This window comes from Streptomyces sp. NPDC006624, assembly GCF_040611555.1.
In the GTDB taxonomy this organism is placed as follows: domain Bacteria; phylum Actinomycetota; class Actinomycetes; order Streptomycetales; family Streptomycetaceae; genus Streptomyces.
In genome coordinates this window covers 126,822-152,056 of record NZ_JBEXOM010000013.1, presented here as the reverse complement: position 1 = coordinate 152,056, position 25,235 = coordinate 126,822, and the positions used below count along the sequence as shown (strand labels likewise).

At 73.4% G+C, this 25,235-nt stretch carries 23 protein-coding genes; 14 read left to right on the top strand and 9 right to left on the bottom strand.

The window, feature by feature from the left end; genetic code table 11:
- Positions 1-52 precede the first annotated feature (52 nt).
- Positions 53-1,261 carry a cytochrome P450 gene (locus tag ABZY20_RS23840; RefSeq protein ID WP_356443547.1) on the top strand — a complete coding sequence of 403 codons (1,209 nt, stop codon included), beginning with the start codon at positions 53-55 and terminating at the stop codon, positions 1,259-1,261.
- A 275-nt stretch (positions 1,262-1,536) separates the two neighbouring features.
- On the opposite strand, the gene ABZY20_RS23835 is transcribed toward ABZY20_RS23840, so the two are convergent.
- Entirely contained in the window at positions 1,537-3,135 is a 1,599-nt protein-coding gene (locus ABZY20_RS23835; protein ID WP_356443546.1) for an ABC transporter permease, read from the bottom strand.
- Positions 3,132-4,028, bottom strand: coding sequence for an ABC transporter ATP-binding protein (locus ABZY20_RS23830; protein WP_356443545.1), 897 nt, complete (start codon positions 4,026-4,028; stop codon positions 3,132-3,134). The genes ABZY20_RS23835 and ABZY20_RS23830 overlap by 4 nt, the downstream gene beginning before the upstream one ends.
- A gap of 74 nt (positions 4,029-4,102) precedes the next feature.
- Between ABZY20_RS23830 and ABZY20_RS23825 the strand changes: the two genes are divergently transcribed.
- Positions 4,103-4,600: a MarR family transcriptional regulator gene (locus tag ABZY20_RS23825; RefSeq protein ID WP_356443544.1), complete on the top strand. Its 498-nt coding sequence runs from the start codon at positions 4,103-4,105 to the stop codon at positions 4,598-4,600.
- A 113-nt stretch (positions 4,601-4,713) separates the two neighbouring features.
- On the opposite strand, the gene ABZY20_RS23820 is transcribed toward ABZY20_RS23825, so the two are convergent.
- Positions 4,714-5,595, bottom strand: coding sequence for a diacylglycerol kinase (locus ABZY20_RS23820; protein WP_356443543.1), 882 nt, complete (start codon positions 5,593-5,595; stop codon positions 4,714-4,716).
- A 184-nt stretch (positions 5,596-5,779) separates the two neighbouring features.
- On the opposite strand from ABZY20_RS23820, the gene ABZY20_RS23815 reads away from it, so the two are divergent.
- Complete coding sequence (locus tag ABZY20_RS23815) at positions 5,780-7,063, top strand: adenylosuccinate synthase (RefSeq protein ID WP_356443542.1); 1,284 nt, start codon at positions 5,780-5,782, stop codon at positions 7,061-7,063.
- Positions 7,064-7,434: 371 nt separating this feature from the next.
- Here the strand turns inward: ABZY20_RS23815 and ABZY20_RS23810 are convergent, their stop codons facing one another.
- From ABZY20_RS23810 to ABZY20_RS23800, 3 genes are all read right to left on the bottom strand, one after another.
- A complete protein-coding gene (locus tag ABZY20_RS23810; RefSeq protein ID WP_356443541.1) occupies positions 7,435-8,085 on the bottom strand; it encodes a hypothetical protein in 651 nt (216 codons plus the stop codon).
- A gap of 121 nt (positions 8,086-8,206) precedes the next feature.
- Positions 8,207-8,908: a GntR family transcriptional regulator gene (locus ABZY20_RS23805; protein WP_356443540.1), complete on the bottom strand. Its 702-nt coding sequence runs from the start codon at positions 8,906-8,908 to the stop codon at positions 8,207-8,209.
- Positions 8,909-9,026: 118 nt separating this feature from the next.
- Positions 9,027-10,382 (bottom strand): aspartate aminotransferase family protein, encoded by a 1,356-nt coding sequence (locus tag ABZY20_RS23800; protein WP_356443539.1) that lies wholly within the window; start codon positions 10,380-10,382, stop codon positions 9,027-9,029.
- A gap of 162 nt (positions 10,383-10,544) precedes the next feature.
- Between ABZY20_RS23800 and ABZY20_RS23795 the strand changes: the two genes are divergently transcribed.
- From ABZY20_RS23795 to ABZY20_RS23780, 4 genes are all read left to right on the top strand, one after another.
- Entirely contained in the window at positions 10,545-11,162 is a 618-nt protein-coding gene (locus ABZY20_RS23795; RefSeq protein ID WP_356443538.1) for a type 1 glutamine amidotransferase family protein, read from the top strand.
- A complete protein-coding gene (locus ABZY20_RS23790) occupies positions 11,159-11,617 on the top strand; it encodes a helix-turn-helix domain-containing protein (RefSeq protein ID WP_356443537.1) in 459 nt (152 codons plus the stop codon). The genes ABZY20_RS23795 and ABZY20_RS23790 overlap by 4 nt, the downstream gene beginning before the upstream one ends.
- A 79-nt stretch (positions 11,618-11,696) precedes the next feature.
- The gene (locus ABZY20_RS23785; protein ID WP_356443536.1) at positions 11,697-13,937 is read left to right on the top strand and encodes a protein kinase; all 2,241 of its coding nucleotides are present in this window, start codon (positions 11,697-11,699) and stop codon (positions 13,935-13,937) included.
- Between the two features lie 139 nt (positions 13,938-14,076).
- A complete protein-coding gene (locus ABZY20_RS23780) occupies positions 14,077-15,660 on the top strand; it encodes a substrate-binding domain-containing protein (RefSeq protein WP_356443535.1) in 1,584 nt (527 codons plus the stop codon).
- 4 nt (positions 15,661-15,664) lie between these two features.
- On the opposite strand, the gene ABZY20_RS23775 is transcribed toward ABZY20_RS23780, so the two are convergent.
- Entirely contained in the window at positions 15,665-16,423 is a 759-nt protein-coding gene (locus tag ABZY20_RS23775) for an SLATT domain-containing protein (RefSeq protein WP_356443534.1), read from the bottom strand.
- A gap of 272 nt (positions 16,424-16,695) precedes the next feature.
- Here ABZY20_RS23775 and ABZY20_RS23770 point away from each other — a divergent pair, with 272 nt between their 5' ends.
- The 3 genes from ABZY20_RS23770 to ABZY20_RS23760 all read left to right on the top strand — a co-directional run bounded on the left by ABZY20_RS23770 (position 16,696) and on the right by ABZY20_RS23760 (position 18,407).
- Positions 16,696-17,037 (top strand): YbaB/EbfC family nucleoid-associated protein, encoded by a 342-nt coding sequence (locus ABZY20_RS23770; protein ID WP_356443533.1) that lies wholly within the window; start codon positions 16,696-16,698, stop codon positions 17,035-17,037.
- A 94-nt stretch (positions 17,038-17,131) separates the two neighbouring features.
- The gene (gene recR / locus ABZY20_RS23765; RefSeq protein ID WP_356443532.1) at positions 17,132-17,731 is read left to right on the top strand and encodes a recombination mediator RecR; all 600 of its coding nucleotides are present in this window, start codon (positions 17,132-17,134) and stop codon (positions 17,729-17,731) included.
- Positions 17,724-18,407 (top strand): DUF5063 domain-containing protein, encoded by a 684-nt coding sequence (locus ABZY20_RS23760; protein WP_356443531.1) that lies wholly within the window; start codon positions 17,724-17,726, stop codon positions 18,405-18,407. Before recR ends, ABZY20_RS23760 begins: the two co-directional genes overlap by 8 nt.
- Positions 18,408-18,444: 37 nt before the next feature.
- Here the strand turns inward: ABZY20_RS23760 and ABZY20_RS23755 are convergent, their stop codons facing one another.
- Entirely contained in the window at positions 18,445-19,284 is an 840-nt protein-coding gene (locus ABZY20_RS23755) for a PhzF family phenazine biosynthesis isomerase (protein ID WP_356443530.1), read from the bottom strand.
- A gap of 226 nt (positions 19,285-19,510) precedes the next feature.
- Here ABZY20_RS23755 and ABZY20_RS23750 point away from each other — a divergent pair, with 226 nt between their 5' ends.
- From ABZY20_RS23750 to ABZY20_RS23735, 4 genes are all read left to right on the top strand, one after another.
- On the top strand, positions 19,511-20,788 hold the full coding sequence (locus ABZY20_RS23750) for an aspartate kinase (protein WP_356443529.1): 1,278 nt from the start codon (positions 19,511-19,513) through the stop codon (positions 20,786-20,788).
- Positions 20,788-21,873: an aspartate-semialdehyde dehydrogenase gene (locus ABZY20_RS23745; protein ID WP_356443528.1), complete on the top strand. Its 1,086-nt coding sequence runs from the start codon at positions 20,788-20,790 to the stop codon at positions 21,871-21,873. Before ABZY20_RS23750 ends, ABZY20_RS23745 begins: the two co-directional genes overlap by 1 nt.
- A 589-nt stretch (positions 21,874-22,462) precedes the next feature.
- On the top strand, positions 22,463-23,038 hold the full coding sequence (locus tag ABZY20_RS23740; RefSeq protein ID WP_010032008.1) for a SigE family RNA polymerase sigma factor: 576 nt from the start codon (positions 22,463-22,465) through the stop codon (positions 23,036-23,038).
- Positions 23,035-24,189, top strand: coding sequence for a hypothetical protein (locus ABZY20_RS23735; protein ID WP_356443527.1), 1,155 nt, complete (start codon positions 23,035-23,037; stop codon positions 24,187-24,189). The genes ABZY20_RS23740 and ABZY20_RS23735 overlap by 4 nt, the downstream gene beginning before the upstream one ends.
- 131 nt (positions 24,190-24,320) lie before the next feature.
- Here ABZY20_RS23735 and ABZY20_RS23730 read toward each other — a convergent pair whose 3' ends face one another.
- A complete protein-coding gene (locus tag ABZY20_RS23730) occupies positions 24,321-25,115 on the bottom strand; it encodes an SURF1 family protein (RefSeq protein WP_356443526.1) in 795 nt (264 codons plus the stop codon).
- Positions 25,116-25,235: the final 120 nt, after the last annotated feature.

The window sequence follows — 25,235 nt, the reverse complement described above, 5'->3', positions numbered from 1 at the left end:
GGTGCGGGAACACCCCTGGTCAGGAAGGGGGGTGTGCGGCTAGCGTCCCGGCATGGCTGCCGCATTCGACCCGTGGGACCCGGCCTTCCTCGCCGACCCGTACCCCGCCTACGCCGAGCTGCGCGAGCGCGGCCGGGTGCACTTCTTCGAGCCCACGAACCAGTGGCTCGTCCCGCACCACGCGGACGTCTCGGCGCTGCTGCGGGACCGGCGGCTGGGGCGGACGTACCAGCACCGCTTCACGCACGAGGAGTTCGGCCGCACCCCGCCCCCGCCGGAGCACGAGCCGTTCCACACGCTCAACGACCACGGGATGCTCGACCTGGAGCCGCCGGACCACACCCGGATCCGGCGCCTGGTGTCGAAGGCGTTCACCCCGCGCACGGTGGAGCGGCTGAAGCCGTATGTGCGCGGCCTGGCGGACGAGCTGGCCTCCGCCCTGGTCGCGGCGGGCGGCGGCGATCTGCTGAAGGACGTCGCCGAACCGCTCCCCGTGGCCGTCATCGCCGAGATGCTGGGCATCCCGGAGTCCGACCGGGCCCCGCTGCGCCCCTGGTCGGCGGACATCTGCGGGATGTACGAGCTGAACCCGTCCGAGGAGACGGCGGCGAAGGCGGTCCGGGCGTCGGTGGAGTTCTCCGACTACCTGCGCGAGCTGATCGCGGCCCGCCGCAAGGAGCCCGGCGAGGACCTGATCTCCGGTCTCATCGAGGCCCACGACGAGGGCGACCGGCTCACCGAGCAGGAGATGATCTCGACGGCGGTCCTGCTGCTGAACGCCGGCCACGAGGCCACGGTGAACGCCACCGTCAACGGCTGGAACGCCCTGTTCCACAACCCGTCCCAACTGGAGCTGCTGCGCGCGGACCACACGCTCGTCCCCTCCGCGATCGAGGAGCTGATGCGCTACGACACACCGCTGCAGCTGTTCGAGCGGTGGGTCCTGGACGAGATCGAGATCGCCGGCACGACGATCCCGCGCGGCGCGGAGGTCGCCCTGCTCTTCGGCTCCGCCAACCACGACCCGGCGGTCTTCGAGGACCCGTCCCGGCTCGACCTGACCCGCCGGGACAACCCCCACATCTCCTTCAGCGCCGGCATCCACTACTGCATCGGCGCGCCCCTCGCCCGCATCGAACTGGCGGCGTCGATGGGGGCGTTGCTGCAGCGGGCGCCGACGCTGCGGCCGGTGTCGGAGCCGGTGCGCAAGCCCCAGTTCGTCATCAGGGGGCTGGAAGGGCTGCGCGTGGAGGTGGGCTGACCCCGCGAGGGCCGTGCCGGGCCGGGCTGCGCCGCGCCCGCCCCTCGGCCCGGTGAGGGCCAAGTGGCCAGGCGGCCAGGCCGTCAGCTGGCCAGGAGGCCAGGAGGCCAGGCGGTCAGGAGGCCAGACGGTCAGGCGGCCAGGCGGTCAGCTGGTCAGGCGGTCAGGCGGTCAGGCGGTCAGGCCGTCAGCTGGCCAGGAGACCAGGAGGCCAGGAGGCCAGGAGGCCAGGCGGTCAGGCCGTCAGCTGGCCAGGAGGCCAGGCGGCCAGGCGGTCAGGTGGTCAGGTCGCGGCGCCGCAGCCCCGCCAGCCCTGCGGCCACCAGCGCCACGGCCAGCGCCGTGAGCACCCCCACCGGCCCCCACTCCATCCGCCCGCCCGGCAGCTTCGGGAGGTGGCCGTAGGGGGAGACGTCCAGGACGGCCTGCGGCACGTCCAGCGCCGGGCCGATCCAGCCGATCAGCAGGACCGCCCCGGCGACGGCCCACGCCGCCGGGGCCGCCCGGGGCAGCAGCCCGTGCAGCAGCACCGCCACCCCGCCGATCACCCACACCGCCGGAAGCTGCACCAGGCAGGCCGCCAGGACCGGACCGGTCTGCCGGCCGTAGCCGAAGGCGAGGCCGAGGCCGGCCAGCAGCATGATCAGGGCGCTCCCGCCGAAGGCGATCAGCAGATGCCCGGCGGCCCAGCGCACGCGGCCCACCGCGGCCGCCAGCACCGGTTCCGCCCGGCCCGAGGTCTCCTCGAAGTGCAGGCGCAGCACCGACGCCACCGCGTACAGCGCCGCGACCAGCCCGAGCATGCCGGCCATCGACGCCAGGAACGCGTCGGTCAGGCCGGACTGGCCGCCCATGCGCTCGAAGACGCGCCGGGCGTTGTCGTTGTCGCCGACCAGGTCGGCGGCGCCCTCGGTCATACCGCCGTAGACCACCCCGGCCACGAAGAAGCCGATGCTCCACCCCAGTACGCCGCCCCGCTGCAGCCGCCAGGCCAGGGCGCCGGCGCTGCCCAGGCGGCCGGACGCCGGGCCGGGCCGGGTGGGCAGGAAGCTCATGCCGATGTCCCGGCGGCCGGCCAGGGCGTAGGCCAGCGCGCCCTGGAGCAGCGCCGCCCCGGCGAGCAGGGCCAGCACCCACCAGCGTTCGGCCGCGTAGGGCCGCAGGTTCTCCTGCCAGCCCAGCGGGGACAGCCACGTCAGGACGGAGGAACCGTCGTCCGTCGCGGAGTCGCCCGCCGCGCGCAGCACGAACGCGGCGCCCAGCACCGCAGCCGTCAGGCCGCGGGCCAGCCGCGCGCTCTCGGTGAGCTGCGCGAGGATCGCCGCCGTCGTGGCGAAGACCATGCCGACCGCGGCGATGCCGAGCCCGAGGGCCAGGGCGCCGGCCGTGCCCCGGCCGGCCAGACCCGCCGTCACCAGCAGCGCGAGGACCGCGTTGGCGACCGCCGCCGCCAGCAGGGCCGCCGTGAGGGAGGCGCGGCGGCCGACCATCCCGGAGGCGACCAGCTCCTGACGGCCGCTCTCCTCCTCGTCCCGGGTGTGCCGTACGACGACCAGCAGGCTCATCACGGCGGCCAGGGCGCCCGCGTAGATGCCGACCCGCCAGGCCGTCAGGGCGCCCAGCGAGTCGCCGAAGACCGGGCCGACCATCGCGCGCAGCGAGGAGTTGGCCCGCATCTGGCCGATCAGCTCGGCGCGTGCGGCCGGGGTGCCGTACAGGCCCTCCAGCGTGCCCGGCATGGAAAGGACCATGGCGGCGTTGACGGCGATCCAGACCGGGATCATCAGCCGGTCGCGGCGCAGGGCGAACCGCAGCAGGGTCGCCGTGCCGGCCAGCTGGCGCGCGCTGCGGGGCCGCAGGGCGACGGTGGTCATCGGGAGCCCGCCTCGTCCTGGTAGTGCCGCAGGAACAGCTCCTCCAGCGTGGGCGGTGTCGACGTCAGCGACCGCACGCCCGACTCGCTCAGCGACCGCAGGACGCCGTCCAGCCGGTCGGTGTCGACCTGCAGCCGGACGCGCAGGCCCTGCACGTCGAGGTCGTGGACGCCCGGCAGCCGGGACAGCCCGTTCGGGGGGCCCGCGAGTTCGGCGACGACGCTGGTGCGGGTGAGGTGCCGCAGGTCGGCGAGCGAGCCGCTCTCGACCGTACGGCCCTTGCGGATGATGCTCACCCGGTCGCACAGCTCCTCGACCTCGCTGAGGATGTGGGAGGAGAGCAGGATCGTCCGGCCCCGGTCGCGCTCCTCGGCGACGCAGCGCTGGAAGACGCCCTCCATCAGCGGGTCGAGTCCCGAGGTCGGCTCGTCCAGGATCAGCAGGTCCACGTCCGAGGCGAACGCGGCGACCAGGGCGACCTTCTGCCGGTTGCCCTTGGAGTAGGTGCGGCCCTTCTTGGTGGGGTCGAGTTCGAACCGCTCGACCAGCTCCGCCCGGCGCCGCGCGTCGAGCCCTCCGCGCAGCCGGCCGTAGAGGTCGATGACCTCGCCGCCGGAGAGGTTGCGCCACAGGGTCACGTCGCCGGGGACGTAGGCGATCCGGCGGTGCACCTCCACCGCGTCCGCCCACGGGTCGCGGCCCAGCACCTGCGCGGCGCCGGAGTCGGCGCGCAGCAGGCCGAGCAGGACCCGGATGGCGGTGGACTTGCCGGCACCGTTGGGGCCGAGGAAGCCGTGGACCTCGCCCGAGGCGACCTCCAGATCCAGCCCGTCGAGTGCGTGCGTCCGCCCGAAGGACTTGTGCAGTCCGGAGACGGTGATGGCCTTCGTCATGGTTCAGAACGTACGCTCGCTTCAGAAATTTGTGAAGTTAAGGAAGCGTATGAATCGCGGATAGGATGCGCCGTATGACGGATTCAGCCGGGAAGGCGCGGGACACGGAGGCCGTGTCGAGGTTCGTGGAGTCCTTCGCGGCCCAGCTCGTCGAGGCGGGCATGCCGCGGATGCCGTCCCGGGTCTTCGCCGCGCTGCTCTCCTCCGACGAGGGCTCGCTCACCTCCGCCGACCTGGGCGAGCGGCTGCGGATCAGCCCCGCGGCGGTGTCCGGGGCGGTGCGCTACCTGGCCCAGACGCACATGGTCTCCCGGGAACGCGAGCCCGGCTCCCGCCGCGAGCGCTACCGGGTCCACGGCGACCAGTGGTACGAGGCCCTGACCAACCGCGACGCCGTCCTCAAGCGCTGGGAGGGCGCCCTGCGCGAGGGCGTCACCAGCCTCGGACCCGACACCCCGGCCGGCCGCCGCCTGTCGGAGACCCTGGCGTTCTTCGAGTTCCTGGAGGGCGAGCTCGCCGCCCTCATGGAGCGCTGGCGCGTGCACCGGGAGAGGACGTTCGGCCCGGGGTGAGACCCGCCGCTGCCGGGCGCGGCGACCAGCGCCCGGTAGCCGGAACCCTCCGGCTGGGCGACCCGGGCGGCGGCCTGCGCCCGGGCGCCGAACAGCAGAAGCCGGGGACCGGCTCACAGCCCCGCCGGCAGCGTCAGGCCCCACGCGTCCTCGTGGACGACCCACGTGCGGGTGCGTACCGGTCCCGACACCACCGCGTCCGCCCGGTAGCGGAAGTGCGCCCCGGACACCGTCACCGTGCGGCCCCGGGCGAGCAGGGGCGAGGCCTCGGCGCCCACCGACACCGGTCTGACCTCGACCGACGCGATGCCCGAGGCGGCGGGGGACACCGACACCGCCTCCACCGGCTGGTCCAGGTCGACCAGGGTCCGCCCGTCCACCTCGACCCGCAGCCGGGACGGCCCCGGCTCGGGTGCGGCGGCGAGCCGGGACGGCAGGGCGACCGGCACCAGGCCGCGGACCAGGGACTGGCAGGTCCGCAGCCACGGGCGGCCCGCCGCGCCCTGCGAGGCCGGCGCGCTCTCCTGCTCCGCCCCGCCCGGGGAGGGCGACAGCGGCGGTATCCGCAAGGCGCCCAGCACCACCCCGTCACTGTCGTCGACCATCAGGTCCATCCGCCGCTCGACCCCGTCGAGCACCGCCCGCGCCGCCGCCACCGTCCCCGTCGGCACGCCCAGCGACTCCGCCAGGGACAGCGCGCCCCCGACCGGCACCACCGACAGCGCACATCCGGCCAGCTCCCGGTGCCGGTGCAGCAGCGACACCGCGCGGATCAGGGCCCGGTCGTCGCCCACCACCACCGGGCGCCGCGACCCCCGCCGCCGCAGCGCCCGCGCGAACTCCTCCGGCCCGTCCGGCAGGCACAGCTTCATCGCGGCACCCGCTCCGAGCACGTCTTTCGCGATCCGCACGGACTCGCCGTCCGACCGACGGGCGACCGGGTCGACCACCACCAGCAGCTGCTCGGACGTCGTGGAAGTCGCCACCTCGGCCATGCCTCGCTTCCTCGGGTAGCATCTTTGTGCAAGAGCCCCTTGCGCTATTGCGCCAGGGGCTTCGTCTATTCCGGGGCATCCGGTCCGACGGTTGGCGGCCAACGGTGGTCGCGGTGCACGCGGCGGAGACCTCCGCGTTCGCCCTCGACCATGGACATGCCCCGCCCGGAAGGGGTGTACGCGCGTGCCCGCACTTGTGCTGCTCGGTGCTCAGTGGGGTGACGAAGGCAAGGGAAAGGCCACCGACCTGCTCGGTGGTTCGGTGGATTATGTGGTGCGCTACCAGGGCGGCAACAACGCCGGCCACACGGTGGTCGTGGGCGATCAGAAGTATGCCCTGCACCTCCTCCCTTCCGGAATCCTCTCTCCCGGCTGTACGCCGGTCATCGGTAACGGCGTCGTCGTCGACCCGTCGGTCCTGCTCTCCGAGCTGAGCGGTCTGAACGAGCGTGGTGTCGACACCTCCAAGCTCATGATCAGCGGAAACGCGCACATCATCACCCCGTACAACGTGACGGTGGACAAGGTGACCGAGCGCTTCCTCGGCAAGCGGAAGATCGGCACGACCGGGCGCGGCATCGGCCCGACCTACGCCGACAAGATCAACCGCGTCGGCATCCGTGTGCAGGACCTCTACGACGAGTCGATCCTGACGCAGAAGGTCGAGGCGGCCCTCGACGTCAAGAACCAGGTCCTCACCAAGCTCTACAACCGGCGCGCGATCGCCGTGGAGCAGGTGGTCGAGGAGCTGCTCGGCTACGCGGACAAGCTCGCGCCGTACGTCGCCGACACCGTCCTGGTGCTGAACCAGGCGCTGGAGGAGGACAAGGTCGTCCTGTTCGAGGGCGGCCAGGGCACGCTGCTCGACATCGACCACGGCACGTACCCCTTCGTCACGTCGTCGAACCCGACCGCGGGCGGTGCCTGCACCGGCGCCGGTGTCGGCCCGACCAAGATCAGCCGGGTCATCGGCATCCTCAAGGCGTACACGACCCGTGTCGGGGCCGGCCCGTTCCCGACGGAACTCTTCGACGAGGACGGCGAGGCCCTGCGCCGGATCGGCGGCGAGCGCGGTGTCACCACCGGCCGCGACCGCCGCTGCGGCTGGTTCGACGCGGTCATCGCCCGCTACGCGACCCGCGTGAACGGCCTGACCGACTTCTTCCTCACCAAGCTCGACGTCCTCACCGGCTGGGAGCAGATCCCGGTCTGCGTGGCGTACGAGATCGACGGCAGGCGCGTCGAGGAGCTCCCGTACTCCCAGACCGACTTCCACCACGCGAAGCCGGTCTACGAGATGCTGCCCGGCTGGAGCGAGGACATCAGCAAGGCCAAGTCCTTCTCCGACCTGCCGAAGAACGCCCAGGCGTACGTGAAGGCACTGGAGGAGATGTCGGGCGCCCCGATCTCCGCGATCGGCGTGGGCCCGGGCCGGGACGAGACGATCGAGATCAACTCGTTCCTGTAGGACGACACCCGCCGCGCTCCGGCGGCCGGCCCGCACCCCGCGAGCCGGCCGCCGGATCCGTGTGCGCTCCGCCCGTTCGCCCGCCGACCGCAGCGCGTAGCATCCCCGGTTGCCGGCCGGGGGTGCCATGGGGACGGAGGCCGAACGGGTGAGGGGTCGTCGAGGAGCGGCGTGACGGAGGGGATGACCCGGCCTTCGCGCAGGCCCTGGGGACCTGGCGCCGCCGGGCCTAGGCGTGGGACGGCGCGCGGACCGGTGCGGGCGACGCCCACAACCGGATCTCCGGGGGGACGTTCCAGGGGCCGGTCGTCCAGGCCCGGGACATCAACGGCCCCCTGCACTTCGGCGGATAGGCCCCGGCCCCGACCGGATCAGCTGAACACGATCATCGACCCCTGCGCCAGACTCCGCGTCACCGCCGCGTGCAGCCCCAGCCACACGTGCCGTTCGCGGGCGAAGGGGCTCGGGTCGTACGGGGCCGGGACGGCCGGTTCCTCCAGCTCCGTCGGCACCGGTGGCGGCTGCGGCGGTGCCGGCGGGTTGGCCGGGTCGATGCCGATGACCGGGGCGACCACCTCCAGCTCCCGCAGCAGGGCGTGCGAGGAGCCCAGCGGGCCGCCCCCGGCGAGCAGTTCGTCGTCGGCGAGGGGGTGGGGGAAGTCGACCGGGACGTAGGCCCCGGCGTGGTCGTAGTGCCAGACCAGGTGCGACTGCTGGGCCGTCGACTCGAACATCTCCAGCAGCTGCTCGTAGTCCCCGCCCAGTTCGTCCACCGGCGTCACCGGCAGACCGCACACCTGGAGCAGGTAGGCGCGGCGCAGGAAGTGCAGCGCGTCGTAGTCGAAGCCCGCGACGGGGGCGACGTCGCCGGTGAGTCCCGGCATGTACTGGTACACCGGCACCGGCGGCAGCCCGGCCTCGGCGAGCACCTTGTTGTATTGCGCGAGTTCCTCGGCGAACGGGTTGTCCGGCGTGTGGCACAACACGTCGACGAGCGGTACCAGCCACAGGTCACAGGCCAAAGAGGGCTCCTCGCTCAGCGCGGCGGTCGGGTAGCACGGTGGTCAAGAAGGGTAGCGGTGCGGCTCGGTCACGGCGCCCGCCGTGCATGTCCCATACCCATCCGGGCGGACGCGACGCGGGTCATCCGGAGGCGAGACGCTCGATCAGCGCGAGCGAGTGGGTGTTGTACCCGGCGACGAGGGCCCGCGCGGTGTCGATGTCGCCCGCGACGAGGGCCTCGACCAGCTCGGTGTGACCGGCCCACAGCTCGCCGCGCAGATCGGTCAGCCGGCGCAGGTGCTGCACCGCGCACACCCAGGTCTGCACCCGCAGCCGGTTCAGGAAGTCGGTGAGGTACGGGTTGCCGAAGCAGGCGCACAGCTCGCGCCAGAAGCGCAGGTCGTAGCCGATGAGGACGGTGAGGTCGCCGGCGGTGGCGGCCCGCTGCGCTTCCTCGCCCCGCCTGCGGACCCCGGCGACGACGGCGGCGGCCCGGGGGTCGTCGGGCCGTACGGCGTCGGGGCGCCCCGTGGTCAGGGCCAGGAACATGGCCTCGACGACCAGGCCGCGGGCCTCGATCATGCCGCGGAAGTCCTCGACGGAGTACTCGTGGACCCGGAAGCCGCGGTGCTGGTCGGCGTCGAGCAGCCCCTGCGCGGACAGGTCGACCAGCGCCTCCCGCACCGGCGTCGCGGAGACGCCGTACTGCTCGGCGATCTCCTTCACCGTGAACTCCTGCCCCGGCTGCAGACGCCCGGCCAGTACCTCGTCACGGAGCGCCTCGGCGATCTGCTGCCGCAGGGTGCTGCGCATCACGGCGCCGTGGCCGATGCTGCCGGGCATGGTCAGGGCGTCTCCTCGTCGCGTCCGGGTGGCGTGCGCGTAGGTGTTCTACGAGCACGCCACCTTACGCGTTCGAACGTGACGCGAGAATGTCGCTTACTGACGGGTTCACCGGCACTTACGCGGTGTGTTCGTCCGCCACGGAGAGTGCCGCGTCCAGTGCCGCGAGGCCCTCCTTCAGCTCGGCCTCGCCGATGTTGCACGGCGGGACCACATGGGTGCGGTTCATGTTCACGAAGGGCCACAGCCCGCCCGCCTTGGCGGCGGCGGCGAAGGCGGCCATCGGCGCGTTCGCCTCCCCGGCCGCGTTGTACGGCACCAGCGGCTCCCGCGTCTCGCGGTCGCGCACCAGCTCCAGCGCCCAGAACATGCCGACGCCGCGCACCTCGCCGACGCTCGGGTGCCGCTCGGCGAGCGCCCGCAGCTCCGGCCCGAGGACGGACGCGCCCAGCCGGGCCGCGTTCTCGACGACGCCCTCCTCGGCCATGACGCCGATCGTCGCGACGGCGGCGGCGCACGCCAGCGGGTGCCCGGAGTAGGTCAGACCGCCCGGGTAGGGCCGCTTCCCGAAGGTCTCCGCTATGGCGCCGGAGATCGCCACTCCGCCGAGCGGCACATAGCCGCTGTTCACGCCCTTGGCGAAGGTCAGCAGGTCGGGCGTGACGCCGAACAGGTCCGCCGCGAACCACTCGCCGGTCCGCCCGAACCCGGCCATCACCTCGTCCAGGACGAAGACGATCCCGTACGTGTCGCACAGCTCGCGCACCCCGGCGAGGTAGCCGGGCGGCGGGACCATGATCCCGGCGGTGCCGGGGATGGTCTCCAGGATGATCGCCGCGATCGTCGAGGGGCCCTCGAAGGCGATCGTGGTCTCCAGGTGCTCCAGCGCCCGCGCGCACTCCTGCTCCTCGGTCTCCGCGTAGAAGCGGGAGCGGTAGAGGTAGGGCGCCCAGAAGTGCACGACCCCGGCCGTGCCGCTGTCGGAGGCCCAGCGGCGCGGGTCGCCGGTGACGTTCACGGCCTGCTGCGTGCCCCCGTGGTACGAGCGGTACGCCGAGAGCACCTTGGGGCGGCCCGTGTGCAGCCGGGCCATCCGCAGGGCGTGCTCGACGGCGTCCGCGCCGCCGTTGGTGAAGAAGATCTTGTCCAGGTCGCCCGGGGTGCGCTCGGCGATCAGCCGCGCCGCCTCCGAGCGCGCCTCGACGGCGAACGCGGGCGCGAAGGTCGTCATCCGCGCCGCCTGCTCCTGGATCGCGGTGACGATCCGGGGGTGCTGGTAGCCGACGTTGGTGTAGACGAGCCCGCTGGAGAAGTCGAGGTAGCGGCGGCCGTCGTAGTCCCAGAAGTACGACCCCTCGGCACCGGCGACGGCGAGCGGGTCGATGAGCTCCTGGGCGGACCAGGAGTGGAAGACGTGGTCACGGTCGGCGGCCTTGACGGCGGCGCCTGCTTCGGGGTTCGGCTGAGGGGTCATGCGGGCGAGCGTAGGCGCGGGGGAGGGGCCGGTGACATCGGCGGCCTGTCTGCCGTCCGCGGTCTTCCTCCGACAGGTTGTCCAGACGCCCCGCCCCTTATTGACAGCCTGCTGTCGTCATGTCAGGATGCTGTCATAAAGCACCGGGGTCGAGGAGGAACCATGAACGCCGGCACATCGCGCAAGCCCGTCCATCTCGCCGTCTACGACACCCTCGCCGACTGGGAGCCCGGCCACGCCACCGCCCACCTCGCCCGCGCCGGGTGGGAGATCCGGACCGTCGGCCCGTCCACGGCCCCGGTCACGAGCATCGGCGGACTGCGCGTCCAGCCCGACCTGGCCCTGGCGGACGTACACCCCGAGGACAGCGCGCTGCTGATCCTGCCGGGCGCCGACCTCTGGGACACGGGCGACGACCTCGCGCCCTTCGCCCGCACGGCCCGGGCCTTCCTGGACGCGGGCGTGCCGGTCGCCGCGATCTGCGGCGCCACCGCCGGACTGGCCCGCGAGGGCCTGCTCGACGACCGCGACCACACCAGCGCGGTCTCCTTCTACCTGGCCGCGACCGGCTACGCGGGCGCCGGGCGCTACGTCGAGACCGACGCCGTCACCGACGGGAACCTGGTCACCGCCGGCCCGACCGAGCCCGTCGCCTTCGCCCGGGAGGTCCTCCGGCTGCTCGGGGTGTACGAGGGCGAGGTGCTGGACGCCTGGTACCGGCTGTTCCACGACTCCGACCCGTCGGCGTACGCGGTGCTGGAGGAGGCCGGGGCGCTGTGAGCCGGGAGCGTCAGGACCTGCTCAGCCGCGGCGCCCTCGGGGTGTTCCGGCTGAACGGCCAGTTCCTCGCGGTCGCGGAGGAACTGGCCCGGCCGGCCGGGCTCACCGCCGCCTGGTGGCAGGTGCTCGGCGCGGTCCTCCGGGAGCCGCTGCCGGTCTCCGGCATCGCCCGTGCCATGGGAATCACCCGGCAGAGCGTGCAGCGCATCGCCGACCTGCTGGTGGAGCGGGGGCTCGCGGAGTACCGGCCCAACCCGGCGCACCGCCGGGCCAAGCTGCTCGCCCCGACCGCGGAGGGCCGGGCGGCCGTCTCCCGGATCGACCCCGGGCACGCGGCCTTCGCCGACCGGCTGGCGGAGGCGTTCGGGGAGGCGGACCTGGCCGAGGCGGTACGGGTCCTGGAACGGCTGTCGAAGGTACTGGACGAGACGGGTCCGCCTGTTACGGAACCGTAGACGTCGCCCGGGCCACCCGGTCCCCGCCCCGCACTATTCTCGGTCTGTTGCTCACGTGTGGGGGGAAGGCGGCTGAGCGATGGAGAAGCTGGGGGGCGGGGATCCGCAGGGCATCGGTGCCTACCGGCTGCTGGCGCGGCTCGGTGCGGGCGGCATGGGGCACGTGTATCTGGCCCGTTCCGACCGGGGCCGCACGGTCGCCGTGAAGCTGGTCCGCGAGGAGCTGGCCGCGCAGGAGGAGTTCCGGGAGCGGTTCCGTCAGGAGGTGCGGTCCGCGCGGCGGGTCGGCGGGTACTGGACGGCGCCGGTGCTGGACGCGGACACCGAGGCGGCGGTGCCGTGGGTGGCCACGGGGTACGTCGCCGGGCCGAGCCTGCAGCAGGTCGTCGGGCACGACCACGGGGCCCTGCCCGAGCGGAGCGTGCGCATCCTCGCGGCCGGGCTCGCGCACGCGCTCAAGGACATCCACGCGGCCGGCATCGTCCACCGCGACCTCAAGCCGTCCAACGTGCTGGTCACCATCGACGGCCCGCGCGTCATCGACTTCGGCATCGCCCGCGCCCTGGAGACCGTGACGGACGGCGGGCTCACCCGCACCGGGGCGCTCGTCGGCTCGCCCGGGTTCATGGCGCCCGAGCAGGTGCGCGGCGACCGCATCACCCCGGCGTGCGACGTCTTCTGCCTCGGCTCGGTCCTCGCCTACGCCGCCACCGGCAAGCTGCCCTTCGGCACCGCCAACAGCGGTGTGCACGCCCTGATGTTCCGCATCGCGCAGGAGGACCCGGACCTGGAGGGCGTCCCGGAGGGCATCGCCGACCTGGTCCGCGACTGCCTGCGCAAGGACCCCGCCGCACGGCCGTCGCTCGACCTCGTCCTGCGGCGGACCGGGGCCGACGACACCGTCGCCGACGGCCGCGCGCTGGACCCGTGGCTGCCGGGCGCCCTGGTGGCCCAGCTCGGGCGGCACGCGGTGCGGTTGCTGGACGCGGAGGATCCCGAGGCGGTGGGGGAGCCCGGCCCCGGCGCCGACGCCGCCCGGCCGCCGGTCCCTTCCGGAAACGCCGGTCCTTCCGGTGGCCCGGGTCCGGGCTCCGCCCCGCAGCCCGGGGCGCCGGGGCAGCCCGCAGCCGTCTGGCCGCCGGTCCCCTCCGGGAGCGCCGGTCCCGCCGGGTCTCCCGGCGGAGTCCAGCCGTACGCCGCCGCCCCCGGAACCGTCCCGCCGCCCGCCCACCCGGGCGCTCCCGCCTCGCCCGGCAGCCCCGGGAACCTCCCGTCGCCCGCCTTCTCGGGGAGCCCCGGCTTCTCGGGGAGTCCCGCCTTTCCAGGGAGTCCCGCGTCCTCCGGGAGCCCCGGCGCCACCCCGGAGCACGCCCCCGCCCCCGACGAGGCCACACCGAACCCCGTGCCGCCGGGGCCGGCGCCCGCCGGTGCGCCGGCGCCGCTCCCGCCCGCGCCGGGCCGGCCCGGTGAGGGGGCGCCGCTGAACCATCTGCCGACCATGGTCGCCGGCCAGGGCGCGAGCCCGCCCCCGCCGGTGCCCGCCCCGGCCGCCGGACAGGGCGTCCCGTTCCCGCCGCAGACGCCCGCACCCCCGTACCAGGCGTACGGCCACCCCCAGCAGCACCCCCACCCCGGGGTACCGGGCGCCGCCCCGCACCACGCCGGTCACGGCGGCCTCGGCTCCACCCCGCCCTACGGCCCGCCGCCCTACGGCACGCCCCCGCCGTACACCCTGGTGCAGGAGCCGCCCCCGGCTCACGGCCGTTCCACCGCGCTGCTCGTGGTGATCGCCCTGGTGGTCGCGCTCGCCGCGGGCGGGTCGGTGTTCGCGCTGATGCAGGGCGGCGACGACAACCGTGCCGTCGGCGACCCGGCGCCCACCCGGAGCACCGGCGCGCCCCCCACCACCCCGGGCCCGTCCCCGACGCTCTCGCAGCCCGACCCCACCCCCTCCCCGGCGGACGGCACCGTCCCCGCCGGGTACCTCGGCACCTGGACCACCACCATCGACAACGCCGACGGCGAGCACAGCCGCTCGCTGACCATCCGGCAGGGCGAGCCGGGCGACACCGTCCTGTCCCTCGTGGCCGACGGCCCGACCAAGGACGGCGGCACCTACCACTGCGTGTTCGAGGGCGAGCTGACCACCGCCCCCGGCTCCGGCGGCCCGCTGAGCATCGGCCCGTCCAGCGTGACCGTCGGGCAGCCGCGCACCGCCTGCACCCCGGGCGCCGCCACCGAGGTCACCCTCCTGCCGGACGGCACGCTCGAGCGCGTCAACACGAGCAGCGGGGAGCGGCTCACGTACACGAAGCAGTGACCAACTCCCTTGCTCGGCGGCCTCGTTGAACGTCCGGCGAATTCCGGCCGACGAGCACCGGATTCCCGCCCGTCCGGCCGTACCGTGACCGGACGATCGCAATCGTCCGGGCGGCAGCGGGGGCACGGGGGCACCGACGATGGAGTGGCTCAGCGCGGAGAACCTGGTGGCCGTGGCGACGGCACTCCTCGGCATCGTCGCCTCGGGCGTGATGGTCTGGTACGAACGCCGGGTCCCGCGCCGCAAGCGGATCGGCTACCGCGTGCAGATGGACAACGCGATCGGCGACGACGTGCGGTCGGGCCGCGCCAACCGCCGCCTCGGCCTGTTCGACGAGGCCCCCGGCATGGCCGACGCGACCCTCGTCCTGCTGCGCATCGAGAACGACGGCTCGCAGGGCATCGACCGCGACGACTACACCGGCCCCGAACTGCACGGCCTGACCGCGGTGTTCACCGGCCGCACCGTCCACGGCGTCTCGGTGACCCAGCCGTCGGACACCGACCACCTCATGGACCACTTCACCGCGGCACGCGGCTTCGCCTACGACGGCAACACCCTGCGCATCCCCCGGGTCCCGCTCAACCGCGGCGACCACTTCAAGCTCCTCGTGCTGCTCTCCGGCGGCGACGTCGGCGACGAGATCCGGCTGGTCGGCGGGCTGCGCGACGGCGAGGTGCACCCCAACCGCAGCGCCACGCCCGACGACAAGCCGCCCCTGTTCAGCCGGGCGGCGCGGCTGATCACCATCGCGCTCACGACCAGCGTGGTCACCCTGGCCGCGATCGTCGTCGCCCGGGACGACACCCCGCCCCCGATCGGCTGCGCGAGCGGCACCCTGACCGTCACCGGCTCCACGGCGTTCGCGCCGGTGCTGCGCGAGGTGGCGCGCACGTACGAACGGGACTGCGGCGGCGACCCGGTCATCGAGGTCGACGCCCACGGCTCGACGGCCGGGATCCGCGAACTCGCGGCGGCCGGCTCCCGGGCGCGACGGGACGGCCACGGCTCCCCGCCGGTGGTGGCCCTGTCCGACGGCCCGAAGCCGCCCGGCCTGCCCGACCTGCGCGAGAACCGGGTGGCGGTGTCGGTGTTCGCGCTCGTGGTCCACGACGACGTGCGGCTGACGGACCTGTCCACCGGGGACGTACGGCGCCTGTACCGCGGCGAGATCCGCAACTGGCGGCAGCTCGGCGGACCCGACCTGCCCGTCCACCTGGTCAGCAGGGACGCCAACTCCGGTACCCGGCAGGTCTTCCAGCGCCGGGTGCTGGGCCGGGGCGAGATCGCCAACTCCTCCGTCGACTGCGTCCACCGGGACGACCCCACGGCAGCCGTCATCCGCTGCGAACTCGACTCCACCGAGCAGGTCCTGACCACGGTCGCCGCGCTCCCCGGCGCCATCGGCTACAGCGAACTCAACCTGGCCGTCCGCGCCGGGGGCCTGCACGTGCTGCGCCTGGACGGCGACCCCGCCTCCGTCGACGCGATCGAACACGGCACCAGCGCCTACCCGTACCGCGAGATCGAGTACGCCTACACCTACGGCCGTCCGCCCGCCGACTCCCTGGCGTCGAGCTTCCTGACGTACCTCGCCCGCGGCAACGGCCAGGACGTCATCCGCACGCACGGGCACGTGCCGTGCTGGACGCCGGAGGGCCTGACGCTGTGCGCGCAGGACGGCGAGGGCGTCCGGGGCGGGCGCTCCGGCGCGGGCGGGTGACCGGTCACCTCGGTTCGGGCGGGCGCTGCCGCGGCATGTTCGGCCGGGCCCCGTGCGGCGGCGGCACGGTGAACCTCCCGTTGACGCCTCCCGCCTCGGTCCCGCGCCCCCCGCCGGTGAACACCGCCGTCTGCACCCCCGCGGGCGCCCCGGCACCGCACCGGAACTCCCCCATCCAGTCCGCCGTCTCCACCCGGACCAGCTCGGTGACGTCCTCGGAGAACCTGCGCAGCACCCCCAGACAGCGCTCGGCGGCCTCCCCGGCCGTCCCCTCCGTCGGCCCGAGCACCTCCCGCACGCTCTCCGCCGCCCAGTCGAACTGCAACGCCTGCAGCCGCCGCTGCACCGCCTGCGCGGTCGCCACGTCCCGCATCCAGCCCGACGTCACGCCGAAGTACCGGTCGACGGCCACGCACGCCACCCCCAGCAGCAGCGCCAGACACCCCCAGGACGCGATCCGGCCCACGACGCCCGTCAGCTCCAGCAGCGGCAGCCCGACCCCGGTCACCGCCCCCGTGGCGGCCCCGCAGCGCAGCACCCGCGCACACCGCCGCTTCCACACCCGGTCCTCCAGGTACCAGGCGGCCGTCTGCAGCGCCCCCCGCTCCACCCACCGGTACAGCTCGTCCAGCCGGGCCGCGGGCTCACCCCAGTCCCCGAGCGGAAGGACCCGCCCGGTCAGATCGCCCGCCCGCAGCCGGGCCGCCTGTTCTCCCCGCCCGTCCTGAGGCGGCCCCTCGGGCTGCATCTCCGGCTGACCCACCCGGCACTCCCTACTGACCACGATCGACCACGAGGTGCACGCTTCGATCACGCTGCGCGACGAACGGCCAGCGTCCGACGTACGCGCCGGACCCTTCCTACCCCCCATGGGTGGCGAAGGCGTGGCTTTCGCCGCTTTTCCGCCCGGAAGTATTCCTTGATCGGTTATGGGGCGCGAGGGTACGTCACTCGAAAGAGTGCCGGGGCGACGGCAGGCCGGACCACGTAGGCTCGTGCCGAACGGGAAAACCCGTACCGAGCAAGGAGCTGATCGTGATCCCCGGTGGTGGCCAGCCCAACATGCAGCAGTTGCTTCAGCAGGCCCAGAAGATGCAGCAGGATCTGGCGCGGGCTCAGGAGGAGCTGGCGCAGACGGAGGTCGACGGACAGGCCGGCGGCGGCCTGGTGAAGGCCACCGTGACCGGCTCCGGCGAGCTGCGCGCCCTGACGATCGACCCGAAGGCGGTGGACCCGGAGGACACCGAGACCCTCGCCGACCTGGTCGTGGCGGCGGTCCAGGCGGCCAACGAGAACGCGCAGGCGCTCCAGCAGCAGAAGCTGGGCCCGCTCGCGCAGGGCCTGGGCGGCGGCGGGATCCCCGGTCTGCCGTTCTGACCCCGCGCACCGCCTTCCTCGGACAGGCGGCCGACAACTACGGTACGTACCGGAGGGTGCGTTCCGACCCCGAAGACCCAGGAAGGGCAGTCCGTTGTACGAAGGCGTGGTCCAGGACCTGATCGACGAGCTGGGACGGCTGCCCGGCGTCGGTCCGAAGAGCGCCCAGCGGATCGCCTTCCACATCCTGCAGGCCGAGCCGGCGGACGTACGGCGTCTCGCGCAGGCGCTGACGGAGGTCAAGGCGAAGGTCCGCTTCTGCGCGACCTGCGGCAACGTCGCGCAGGAGGAGCTGTGCAACATCTGCCGCGACGCCCGCCGCGACCCCGCCGTCATCTGCGTGGTCGAGGAGCCGAAGGACGTCGTGGCGATCGAGCGCACCCGGGAGTTCCGGGGCCGGTACCACGTGCTGGGCGGCGCGATCAGCCCGATCGACGGGGTGGGCCCGGACGACCTGCGCATCAGGGAGCTCCTGGCCCGTCTCGCCGACGGCACGGTCACGGAGCTGATCCTCGCCACGGACCCGAATCTCGAGGGCGAGGCGACAGCCACGTATCTCGCCCGCATGATCAAGCCCATGGGCCTGAAGGTCACCCGCCTGGCCAGCGGCCTCCCGGTGGGTGGGGACCTGGAATACGCGGACGAGGTCACGCTCGGCCGCGCCTTCGAGGGGAGAAGACTCCTAGATGTCTGACGCCACGCTGCACGCGACCGACCAGAACCCGGACGACTTCGCGGTCCAGATCGCGGACCAGATCGAGAGTTTCCTGGTCGCCGTCACCGAGGTCGCCAAGGGCGACGAGCCGGAATCGGCCGTCCCCTTCCTCCTGCTGGAGGTCTCCCAGCTCCTCCTGGCCGGCGGCCGTCTCGGCGCGCACGAGGACATCCTCCCCGACGAGCGCTACGAGCCGGACTCCGGACCGGACCAGGACGTCGACGACCTCCGCGAGAACCTGGCGCGCCTGCTGGACCCGGTCGACGTCTACTCCGAGGTCTTCGACCCCTACGAGCCGCGCAAGGCGCCGGTCCCGGCCCGGATCTCCGACGACCTCACGGACGTCATCACCGACCTCCGCCACGGCATGGCCCACTACAAGGCGGGCCGCACCGCGGAGGCCCTGTGGTGGTGGCAGTTCTCCTACTTCTCCAACTGGGGCTCCACCGCCTCCGCGACCCTGCGCGCCCTGCAGTCGGTCCTCGCCCACGTCCGCCTCAACCAGCCCCTCGCCGAACTCGACGGCCTGGACACCGACCAGGGCATGGGCGACGACACGCTGGAGTTCGAGGCGGGCCGTGTGATGGCGGAGGAGATCGCGGCCCCGCTGGGGCTGCGCCCGGCGCCCCGGACGGAAGCGAGTGACGTGCGCTGAGGCGGAGTTGGTCTCCCCATTCCGGGACTCCCCGTGCTCAGCGCAGCCGTACGGCCGTGCCCGTCACGCCGATGCCCGAGTCCCGCTCCGCCGGTACCGTCACCGTGATGGTGCTCGGGCGTCCCAGGTCGTGGCCCTGGTGGATCGTCAGGGTGGACGGGACCGGCACCAGCCCGAGTTCACGCAGGTAGCCGCCGAACGCGGCCGCCGCCGCCCCCGTCGCCGGGTCCTCGGTCACGCCCCCGGGCGGGAACGGGTTGCGCGCGTGGAAGACCGTGGGGGACTCGCGCCACACCAGGTCGATCGTCGTCCAGTCCCGGGCGGCCATGAGGGCGCCGAGCGCGGCCATGTCGTAGTCCAGGCGGGCCAGCCGGTCCCGGGTCGCGGCGGCGAGGACCGGGTGCCAGGCCCCGGCGAAGGCCACCCGGGGCGGCAGCGCCGGGTCCAGGTCGGCGGCGGACCAGCCCAGGATCGCCCGCAGCCCGGCGAGGTCGGCCTCGTCGAGCGGGACCGTGCGCGGGGCGACGCTCACCAGGGTCGCCACGAGGGTGCCGTCCGCCGTGCGGTCCGTGGTGACGGTGACCGGGCCGGCCGCGGTGCGCAGCCGCAGGCGCCCGGTGCCGTGCCGCTCCGCGTGGGCGACGGCCGTGGCGATGGTCGCGTGGCCGCAGAACGGCACCTCGGCGAGCGGGCTGAAGTACCGGACGTCCAGGAAGCCGTCGCCGGGGTCCACCACGAACGCCGTCTCCGAGTAGCCGACCTCGGCGGCCGCCGCCTGCATCGCCGCCTCGCCGGCCCCGGCCGCGTCCAGCACCACGCCCGCCGGGTTGCCGCCCGCGGGGTCCGTGCTGAAGGCGACGTAGCGCAGGATCTCCATCGGGGGACCGTAACAAGTGCGCGCGCGAGGGTGTACCCAGCTCGTCGATTGTGATGCCCGGCACTTTCCGCGTGGCCCGTGCCCAGATGGGCATGAGCCCCTCTGGACGGGCGCCGGATCTCACCATGCGATATCGCGGAGGGGTTTTTCGGACGCTCGTTAGACTGAGCCGACCGCGGTACGAATGCGTATGAGCGGATAGAGACGGATTGAGCGAGGAGCGCACGTGGGCCTTGTCGTGCAGAAGTACGGAGGCTCCTCCGTAGCCGATGCCGAGGGCATCAAGCGCGTCGCCAAGCGGATCGTGGAAGCGAAGCAGAACGGCAACCAGGTGGTCGCCGTGGTTTCCGCGATGGGCGACACGACGGACGAGCTGATCGATCTCGCCGAGCAGGTTTCCCCGATGCCTGCCGGGCGCGAGCTCGACATGCTGCTGACCGCCGGAGAGCGGATCTCCATGGCCCTGCTGGCCATGGCGATCAAAAAGCTGGGTCACGAGGCCCAGTCGTTCACCGGCAGCCAGGCAGGTGTCATCACCGACTCGGTCCACAACAAAGCCCGGATCATCGACGTCACGCCGGGCCGGATCAAGACCTCGGTGGACGAGGGCAACATCGCGATCGTGGCCGGTTTCCAGGGTGTCAGCCAGGACACCAAGGACATCACCACGCTCGGTCGCGGCGGCTCCGACACCACGGCCGTGGCCCTCGCCGCCGCCCTCGACGCCGACGTCTGCGAGATCTACACCGACGTCGACGGCGTGTTCACCGCCGACCCGCGCGTGGTGAAGAAGGCGAAGAAGATCGACTGGATCTCCTTCGAGGACATGCTCGAACTGGCGGCGTCCGGGTCCAAGGTGCTGCTCCACCGCTGCGTGGAGTACGCCCGCCGCTACAACATCCCGATCCACGTCCGGTCCAGCTTCAGCGGACTGCAGGGCACGTGGGTCAGCAGCGAGCCGATCGATCAAGGGGACAAGCAGGTGGAGCAGGCTCTCATCTCCGGTGTCGCGCACGACACCTCCGAGGCCAAGGTCACGGTTGTCGGCGTGCCGGACAAGCCGGGCGAGGCGGCCTCGATCTTCCGCACGATCGCCGACGCCGAGATCAACATCGACATGGTCGTGCAGAACGTGTCCGCCGCGTCCACGGGCCTGACGGACATCTCCTTCACGCTGCCCAAGACCGAGGGCCGCAAGGCCATCGACGCGCTGGAGAAGAACAAGGCCGGCATCGGCTTCGACTCGCTGCGCTACGACGACCAGATCGGCAAGATCTCCCTGGTCGGCGCCGGAATGAAGACCAACCCGGGCGTCACGGCCGACTTCTTCACGGCCCTGTCCGACGCGGGCGTGAACATCGAGCTGATCTCGACCTCCGAGATCCGCATCTCGGTCGTCACGCGCGCCGACGACGTCCCCGAGGCCGTCCGCGCCGTGCACTCCGCGTTCGGGCTCGACTCCGACAGCGACGAGGCCGTCGTCTACGGAGGCACCGGCCGCTGATGGCCGACCTCCGACGGGGCGGCGGGACCGGCCGGTCCGGCCGGCCCACGCTCGCCGTGGTGGGAGCGACCGGAGCCGTGGGCACGGTCATGCTCCGGATCCTGTCCCAGCGGGCGGACGTCTGGGGCGAGATCCGGCTGATCGCCTCACCGCGCTCGGCCGGCCGCAAGCTGGCCGTGCGCGGTGAGGAGACCGAGGTCGTGGCCCTCACCGAGGAGGCCCTCGACGGGGTCGACGTCGCTCTGTTCGACGTCCCCGACGAGGTAGCCGGGCAGTGGGCCCCCCTGGCCGCCGCCAAGGGCGCGGTGGTGGTGGACAACTCCGGCACGTTCCGGATGGACCCGGACGTGCCCCTCGTCGTGCCCGAGGTCAATCCGCACGCGGTGCGGACGCGCCCGCGCGGCATCGTCGCCAACCCCGGCTGCACGACCCTCTCCATGATCGTCGCCCTGGGCGCGCTGCACGCCGAGTTCGGCCTGCGCGAGCTGGTCGCCTCCTCGTACCAGGCCGTCAGCGGCGCGGGGCGCGAGGGCGTGGCGACCCTGCGCGAGCAGCTGTCCCTGGTCGCCGGCACGGACCTGGGCACCTGCCCCGGCGACGTACGGCGGGCCGTGGGCGAGCGCACCGGGCCGTTCCCGGAGCCGGTCGCGCTGAACGTCGTGCCCTGGGCCGGGACGGCCCGCGAGGACGGCTGGTCCTCGGAGGAGCTGACGGTGCGGGACGAGTCCCGCAAGATCCTCGGCCTGCCGGAACTGCCCGTGGCCGTCACCTGCGTGCGCGTACCGGTGATCACCACGCACTCCCTGACCGTGCACGCCCGCTTCCAGGGCGAGGTCACCGTCGACAAGGCCCGCGAGATCCTCGCCACAGCGCCCGGTGTCGTGCTGTTCGACAACCCGGCCGCGGGGGAGTTCCCGACCCCCGCCGACGTGGTCGGCACCGACCCGACCTGGGTCGGGCGGGTGCGCCGGGCCCTGGACGACCCGACGGCGCTCGAACTCTTCGTGTGCGGCGACAACTTGCGCAAGGGCTCCGCCCTCAACACCGCGCAGATCGCCGAGCTGGTCGCGGCCGACTTGTCCTGAACGACCGGATTCCCGGTGGTGCCGGCGGCGCCCTTCGCGCGCCGCCGGGCCCGATCCCTCGGTCCCGCCCGAACGCTGACGGTGCGTCGTGAAGCCGCGCCGTGCCGGAAAACCCCGGGGCGTTGTCACAGGTGGTTTGTAGGATCTGTGGGCGGCATGTGGACCGGTTGATGGTCCGGACCACTTGTCCAGGGCGCTTCGGCAGCAGAGGATTTACCTCCCCGCCCTCCGCAACCGCGCGGAGGGCGGGGAGCGTCTTTGCGGTCACCCTTCGACCGTGGGAGCGCTTCATCAGGCGTGGGGACGCCTGGAACCGGACGTGGGGACGTCCGTTCACATCTGGACATAGGGGAAGAGCGGGACGCATGAGGGCATTTGATGCGCCAGTGGTTGTGCTGCCTGACGCAGGTAGACCGTCGGCGGCGACGGTCGGCGTGAAGGTGACGCCCGGCACGTACAACCCTCACGGGCTGAGGCGTGTCCAACAGGCGTGGCAGAGGTACTCGACTTCAGCGCGGCGCGCGGCACGGTCATGCGACCGCCCCGCCCTGCGGCACTCCGACCCCGCATGGCCGGTACGCCCGGTGGCATGCCGGTGATCGCGCCCGTGCCCGCAGCGCGGCCGGCCCGCATCCCGAACCAGCGCGACGGCGCCGAGGACGGCGTCGCAGCCGGCACTACCGTCGACCACCTCACCGAGACCTACCGCGCGCACTACCGCTCGCTGCTCGGTCTCGCCGCCCTCCTCCTCGACGACACGGCCTCCTGCGAGGACGTCGTCCAGGAGGCCTTCATCCGGGTCCACTCCGCCCGCAAGCGGGTCCGCGACCCGGAGAAGACCCTGGCGTACCTGCGCCAGACGGTCGTCAACCTCTCCCGCTCGGCGCTGCGCCGCCGCATACTCGGCCTGAAGCTGCTGTCGAAGCCCATGCCCGACATGGCCAGCGCCGAGGAAGGTGCCTACGACCAGCTGGAGCGCGACTCCCTCATCAAGGCGATGAAGGGCCTGCAGCGCCGCCAGCGCGAGGTGCTGGTGCTGCGCTACTTCGCGGACATGACCGAGGCGCAGGTCGCCGAGACCCTCGGGATATCCCTGGGCTCGGTGAAGGCGTACGGCTCGCGCGGCATCGCCGCGCTCAGGCTGGCCATGGAGGCGCCGGCATGAGCGACGGAGACGGTGCCCGCCGTGACGGGCCCGACGGGCACGAGCCCGTCGAGCCGCCCGCGCCGACCAGGCTGCACACGCACCATCCGAACCACTCGCACGCTGGGAACGGAACTGTGAACCACGGCCCTGACGACCAGAGCCCCCAGGGGCTCGACTCGGACGAGCTGGACCTGCGCAGGATGCTGCACCAAGTGGTGCAGGAGGTGGAGCCGCGCGACGGCACCCTGGAGTATCTGCGGAAGGCGGTACCCCAGCGGCGCACCCGCAAGCGGCAGGCCGTCGTCGGCATGGCCGCCGCCGCGCTCTTCGTCGGCACCGCCATCCCCGCCCTGGTGCACGTCTCCAACTCCACCGGCTCCGACGCCAACCCCTCGGCCATCGGCCACGCCTCCGAGGCGCAGGGCGGCGCGAGCGAGGGCAAGGGCCCCGCCGGTGGGGACAGCGGCCCGGCCGGCTCCTCCGGCAAGACCCCGGACAAGGACAAGGGCGAGAAGAAGGAGAAGGGCAAGGACAGGGGCACCGGCGCGGGCACCGGCGCGACCCAGGGCGCCGACCCCTCCGCCAGCACCGCCGTCGGCACCCCCGCCTGCACCGCGGCCCAGCTCGGCCCGGCCTCCGGCAGCAGCGCCGCCCCCGACTCCACGGGCGCGGTCTACGGCTCGTTCCGCGTCACCAACGTCTCCGGCGCGCCCTGCACGGTCACCGGCCCCGGCTCGGTGAGCGCGGTGCCGCAGGGCGCGGCCGACGTCAGCAAGGTCGGCTCGGCCCGGCACACCGCCGGGGACGCGGCGGCCGGCCTGCCGGACCCGTCCCTGGAAGCCGCCCAGCTGGTCCTGGCGCCGGGCGCCGCCTACGACGTGAAGTTCGCCTGGGTCCCCACCGAGACCTGCCCGCCGGCCGGCGGCGGCACCGGCGGCCCCGACCCCAGCCCGACGCCCACCCCGTCCGAGGACCCGACGACCACGGAGGGCAGCTCCACCGGCGGCGACACGGGCACGACCCCGCAGATGGTCCGGGAGGACGGCACGGTCGACGGCAGCGTGGCGGTCACCTACACCCCGAGCACCGGCTCGGGCGCGGGCTCGCTGACGGTGTCCAACGCCTGCGCGGGCACCGTGTACTGGACGGGAGTGCTGGCGGCGTCCTAGGGGCGCCGTCGCGCGGCGCTGCGGCTGGGGTGTACGGCTGCGGTGTGCGGCGGGTGCTGTTTCCGCCGGTCACGACGGGTAGGACCGTGACCGCTCGGCCGCACTCGGGAGGGCTCGCGCGCGGGCGCCGGTCACCTGGCGGCGGCGTCCGCCGCGACGGGCTCCTCGTCCGGCACCAGCCCCAGCTCCGCGTCGCGCGCGAACTCGATCTCGCGCCGCAGCAGCCGGAACCACATGAAGATCACGAACCCCACGAAGGCGAACCACTCGGCGGTGTAGCCGAGGTTCTGGAACGCCTTCAGGTCCAGCCCGGTGTCCGGCGGCGCCGCGGCCGGCACGGCCTTCATCCCCGCGTCCGCCTTCTCCAGCGTGACCCACGCGTCGTACACGTCGTAGGGCACCAGGTTCACCAGAGAGGCCGCGCTGATCGCCGCGGTCTGCCCGGCCGGCAGCCCGCCCTGCGCGGTGACCCCGTTGTTCCCCGGCGTCTCGGACGCCTGCAGCGCCCCGGTCACCGTGACCTCGCCCCCGGGCGGCGCGGGTGCCTTCGCCGGGTCGGCGGCACCGGCCACCCAGCCCCGCACGACCGGCAGCGCCCGGCCCGAGTCGGTGCGCAGCAGCGTCAGCACGTAGAAGCCCTGCGCGCCGTCGAGCTTGCGCCCGGGCACCAGCAGTTGCTTCCCGTACCGCCCGGTGGCCGTGACCGGCTTGCCGGACGTCGCCTTGTTCACCGGCAGCAGCTCCCCGAGCGGCCGCGGCGCCTCACGCCCGGCCTCCGAGACCTGCTCGGCGGCGGTGCGGTGGTCCTGCACCCGGTCCTCGAACCGGCCCAGCTGCCAGGACCCCATGAAGATGCAGAACGGGATCGACAGCAGCAGGAAGAGATTGATCCCCCACCATCGGGGCGTCAGCAGAAACCGGTACACACCCCCACGGTACGGGGCCGCCGGACGGCTCCGGCCCGCGGGGTCGGCGACACGGCGGGGATCGGCAGGCGGTGGTAAGCGGTTTCCGGCCGTCGCCGGCCCCGTCGGATCCGGCGGCGC

What these genes read in the sequence shown, in the direction of transcription:
- ABZY20_RS23840 (WP_356443547.1), top strand. Translation starts at nt 53, where the DNA reads ATGGCTGCCGCATTCGACCCGTGGGACCCGGCCTTCCTCGCCGACCCG.
- ABZY20_RS23835 (WP_356443546.1), bottom strand. Translation starts at nt 3,135, where the DNA reads ATGACCACCGTCGCCCTGCGGCCCCGCAGCGCGCGCCAGCTGGCCGGC.
- ABZY20_RS23830 (WP_356443545.1), bottom strand. Translation starts at nt 4,028, where the DNA reads ATGACGAAGGCCATCACCGTCTCCGGACTGCACAAGTCCTTCGGGCGG.
- ABZY20_RS23825 (WP_356443544.1), top strand. Translation starts at nt 4,103, where the DNA reads ATGACGGATTCAGCCGGGAAGGCGCGGGACACGGAGGCCGTGTCGAGG.
- ABZY20_RS23820 (WP_356443543.1), bottom strand. Translation starts at nt 5,595, where the DNA reads ATGGCCGAGGTGGCGACTTCCACGACGTCCGAGCAGCTGCTGGTGGTG.
- ABZY20_RS23805 (WP_356443540.1), bottom strand. Translation starts at nt 8,908, where the DNA reads ATGCCCGGCAGCATCGGCCACGGCGCCGTGATGCGCAGCACCCTGCGG.
- ABZY20_RS23800 (WP_356443539.1), bottom strand. Translation starts at nt 10,382, where the DNA reads ATGACCCCTCAGCCGAACCCCGAAGCAGGCGCCGCCGTCAAGGCCGCC.
- ABZY20_RS23795 (WP_356443538.1), top strand. Translation starts at nt 10,545, where the DNA reads ATGAACGCCGGCACATCGCGCAAGCCCGTCCATCTCGCCGTCTACGAC.
- ABZY20_RS23785 (WP_356443536.1), top strand. Translation starts at nt 11,697, where the DNA reads ATGGAGAAGCTGGGGGGCGGGGATCCGCAGGGCATCGGTGCCTACCGG.
- ABZY20_RS23780 (WP_356443535.1), top strand. Translation starts at nt 14,077, where the DNA reads ATGGAGTGGCTCAGCGCGGAGAACCTGGTGGCCGTGGCGACGGCACTC.
- ABZY20_RS23760 (WP_356443531.1), top strand. Translation starts at nt 17,724, where the DNA reads ATGTCTGACGCCACGCTGCACGCGACCGACCAGAACCCGGACGACTTC.
- ABZY20_RS23755 (WP_356443530.1), bottom strand. Translation starts at nt 19,284, where the DNA reads ATGGAGATCCTGCGCTACGTCGCCTTCAGCACGGACCCCGCGGGCGGC.
- ABZY20_RS23745 (WP_356443528.1), top strand. Translation starts at nt 20,788, where the DNA reads ATGGCCGACCTCCGACGGGGCGGCGGGACCGGCCGGTCCGGCCGGCCC.
- ABZY20_RS23740 (WP_010032008.1), top strand. Translation starts at nt 22,463, where the DNA reads ATGCCGGTGATCGCGCCCGTGCCCGCAGCGCGGCCGGCCCGCATCCCG.
- ABZY20_RS23735 (WP_356443527.1), top strand. Translation starts at nt 23,035, where the DNA reads ATGAGCGACGGAGACGGTGCCCGCCGTGACGGGCCCGACGGGCACGAG.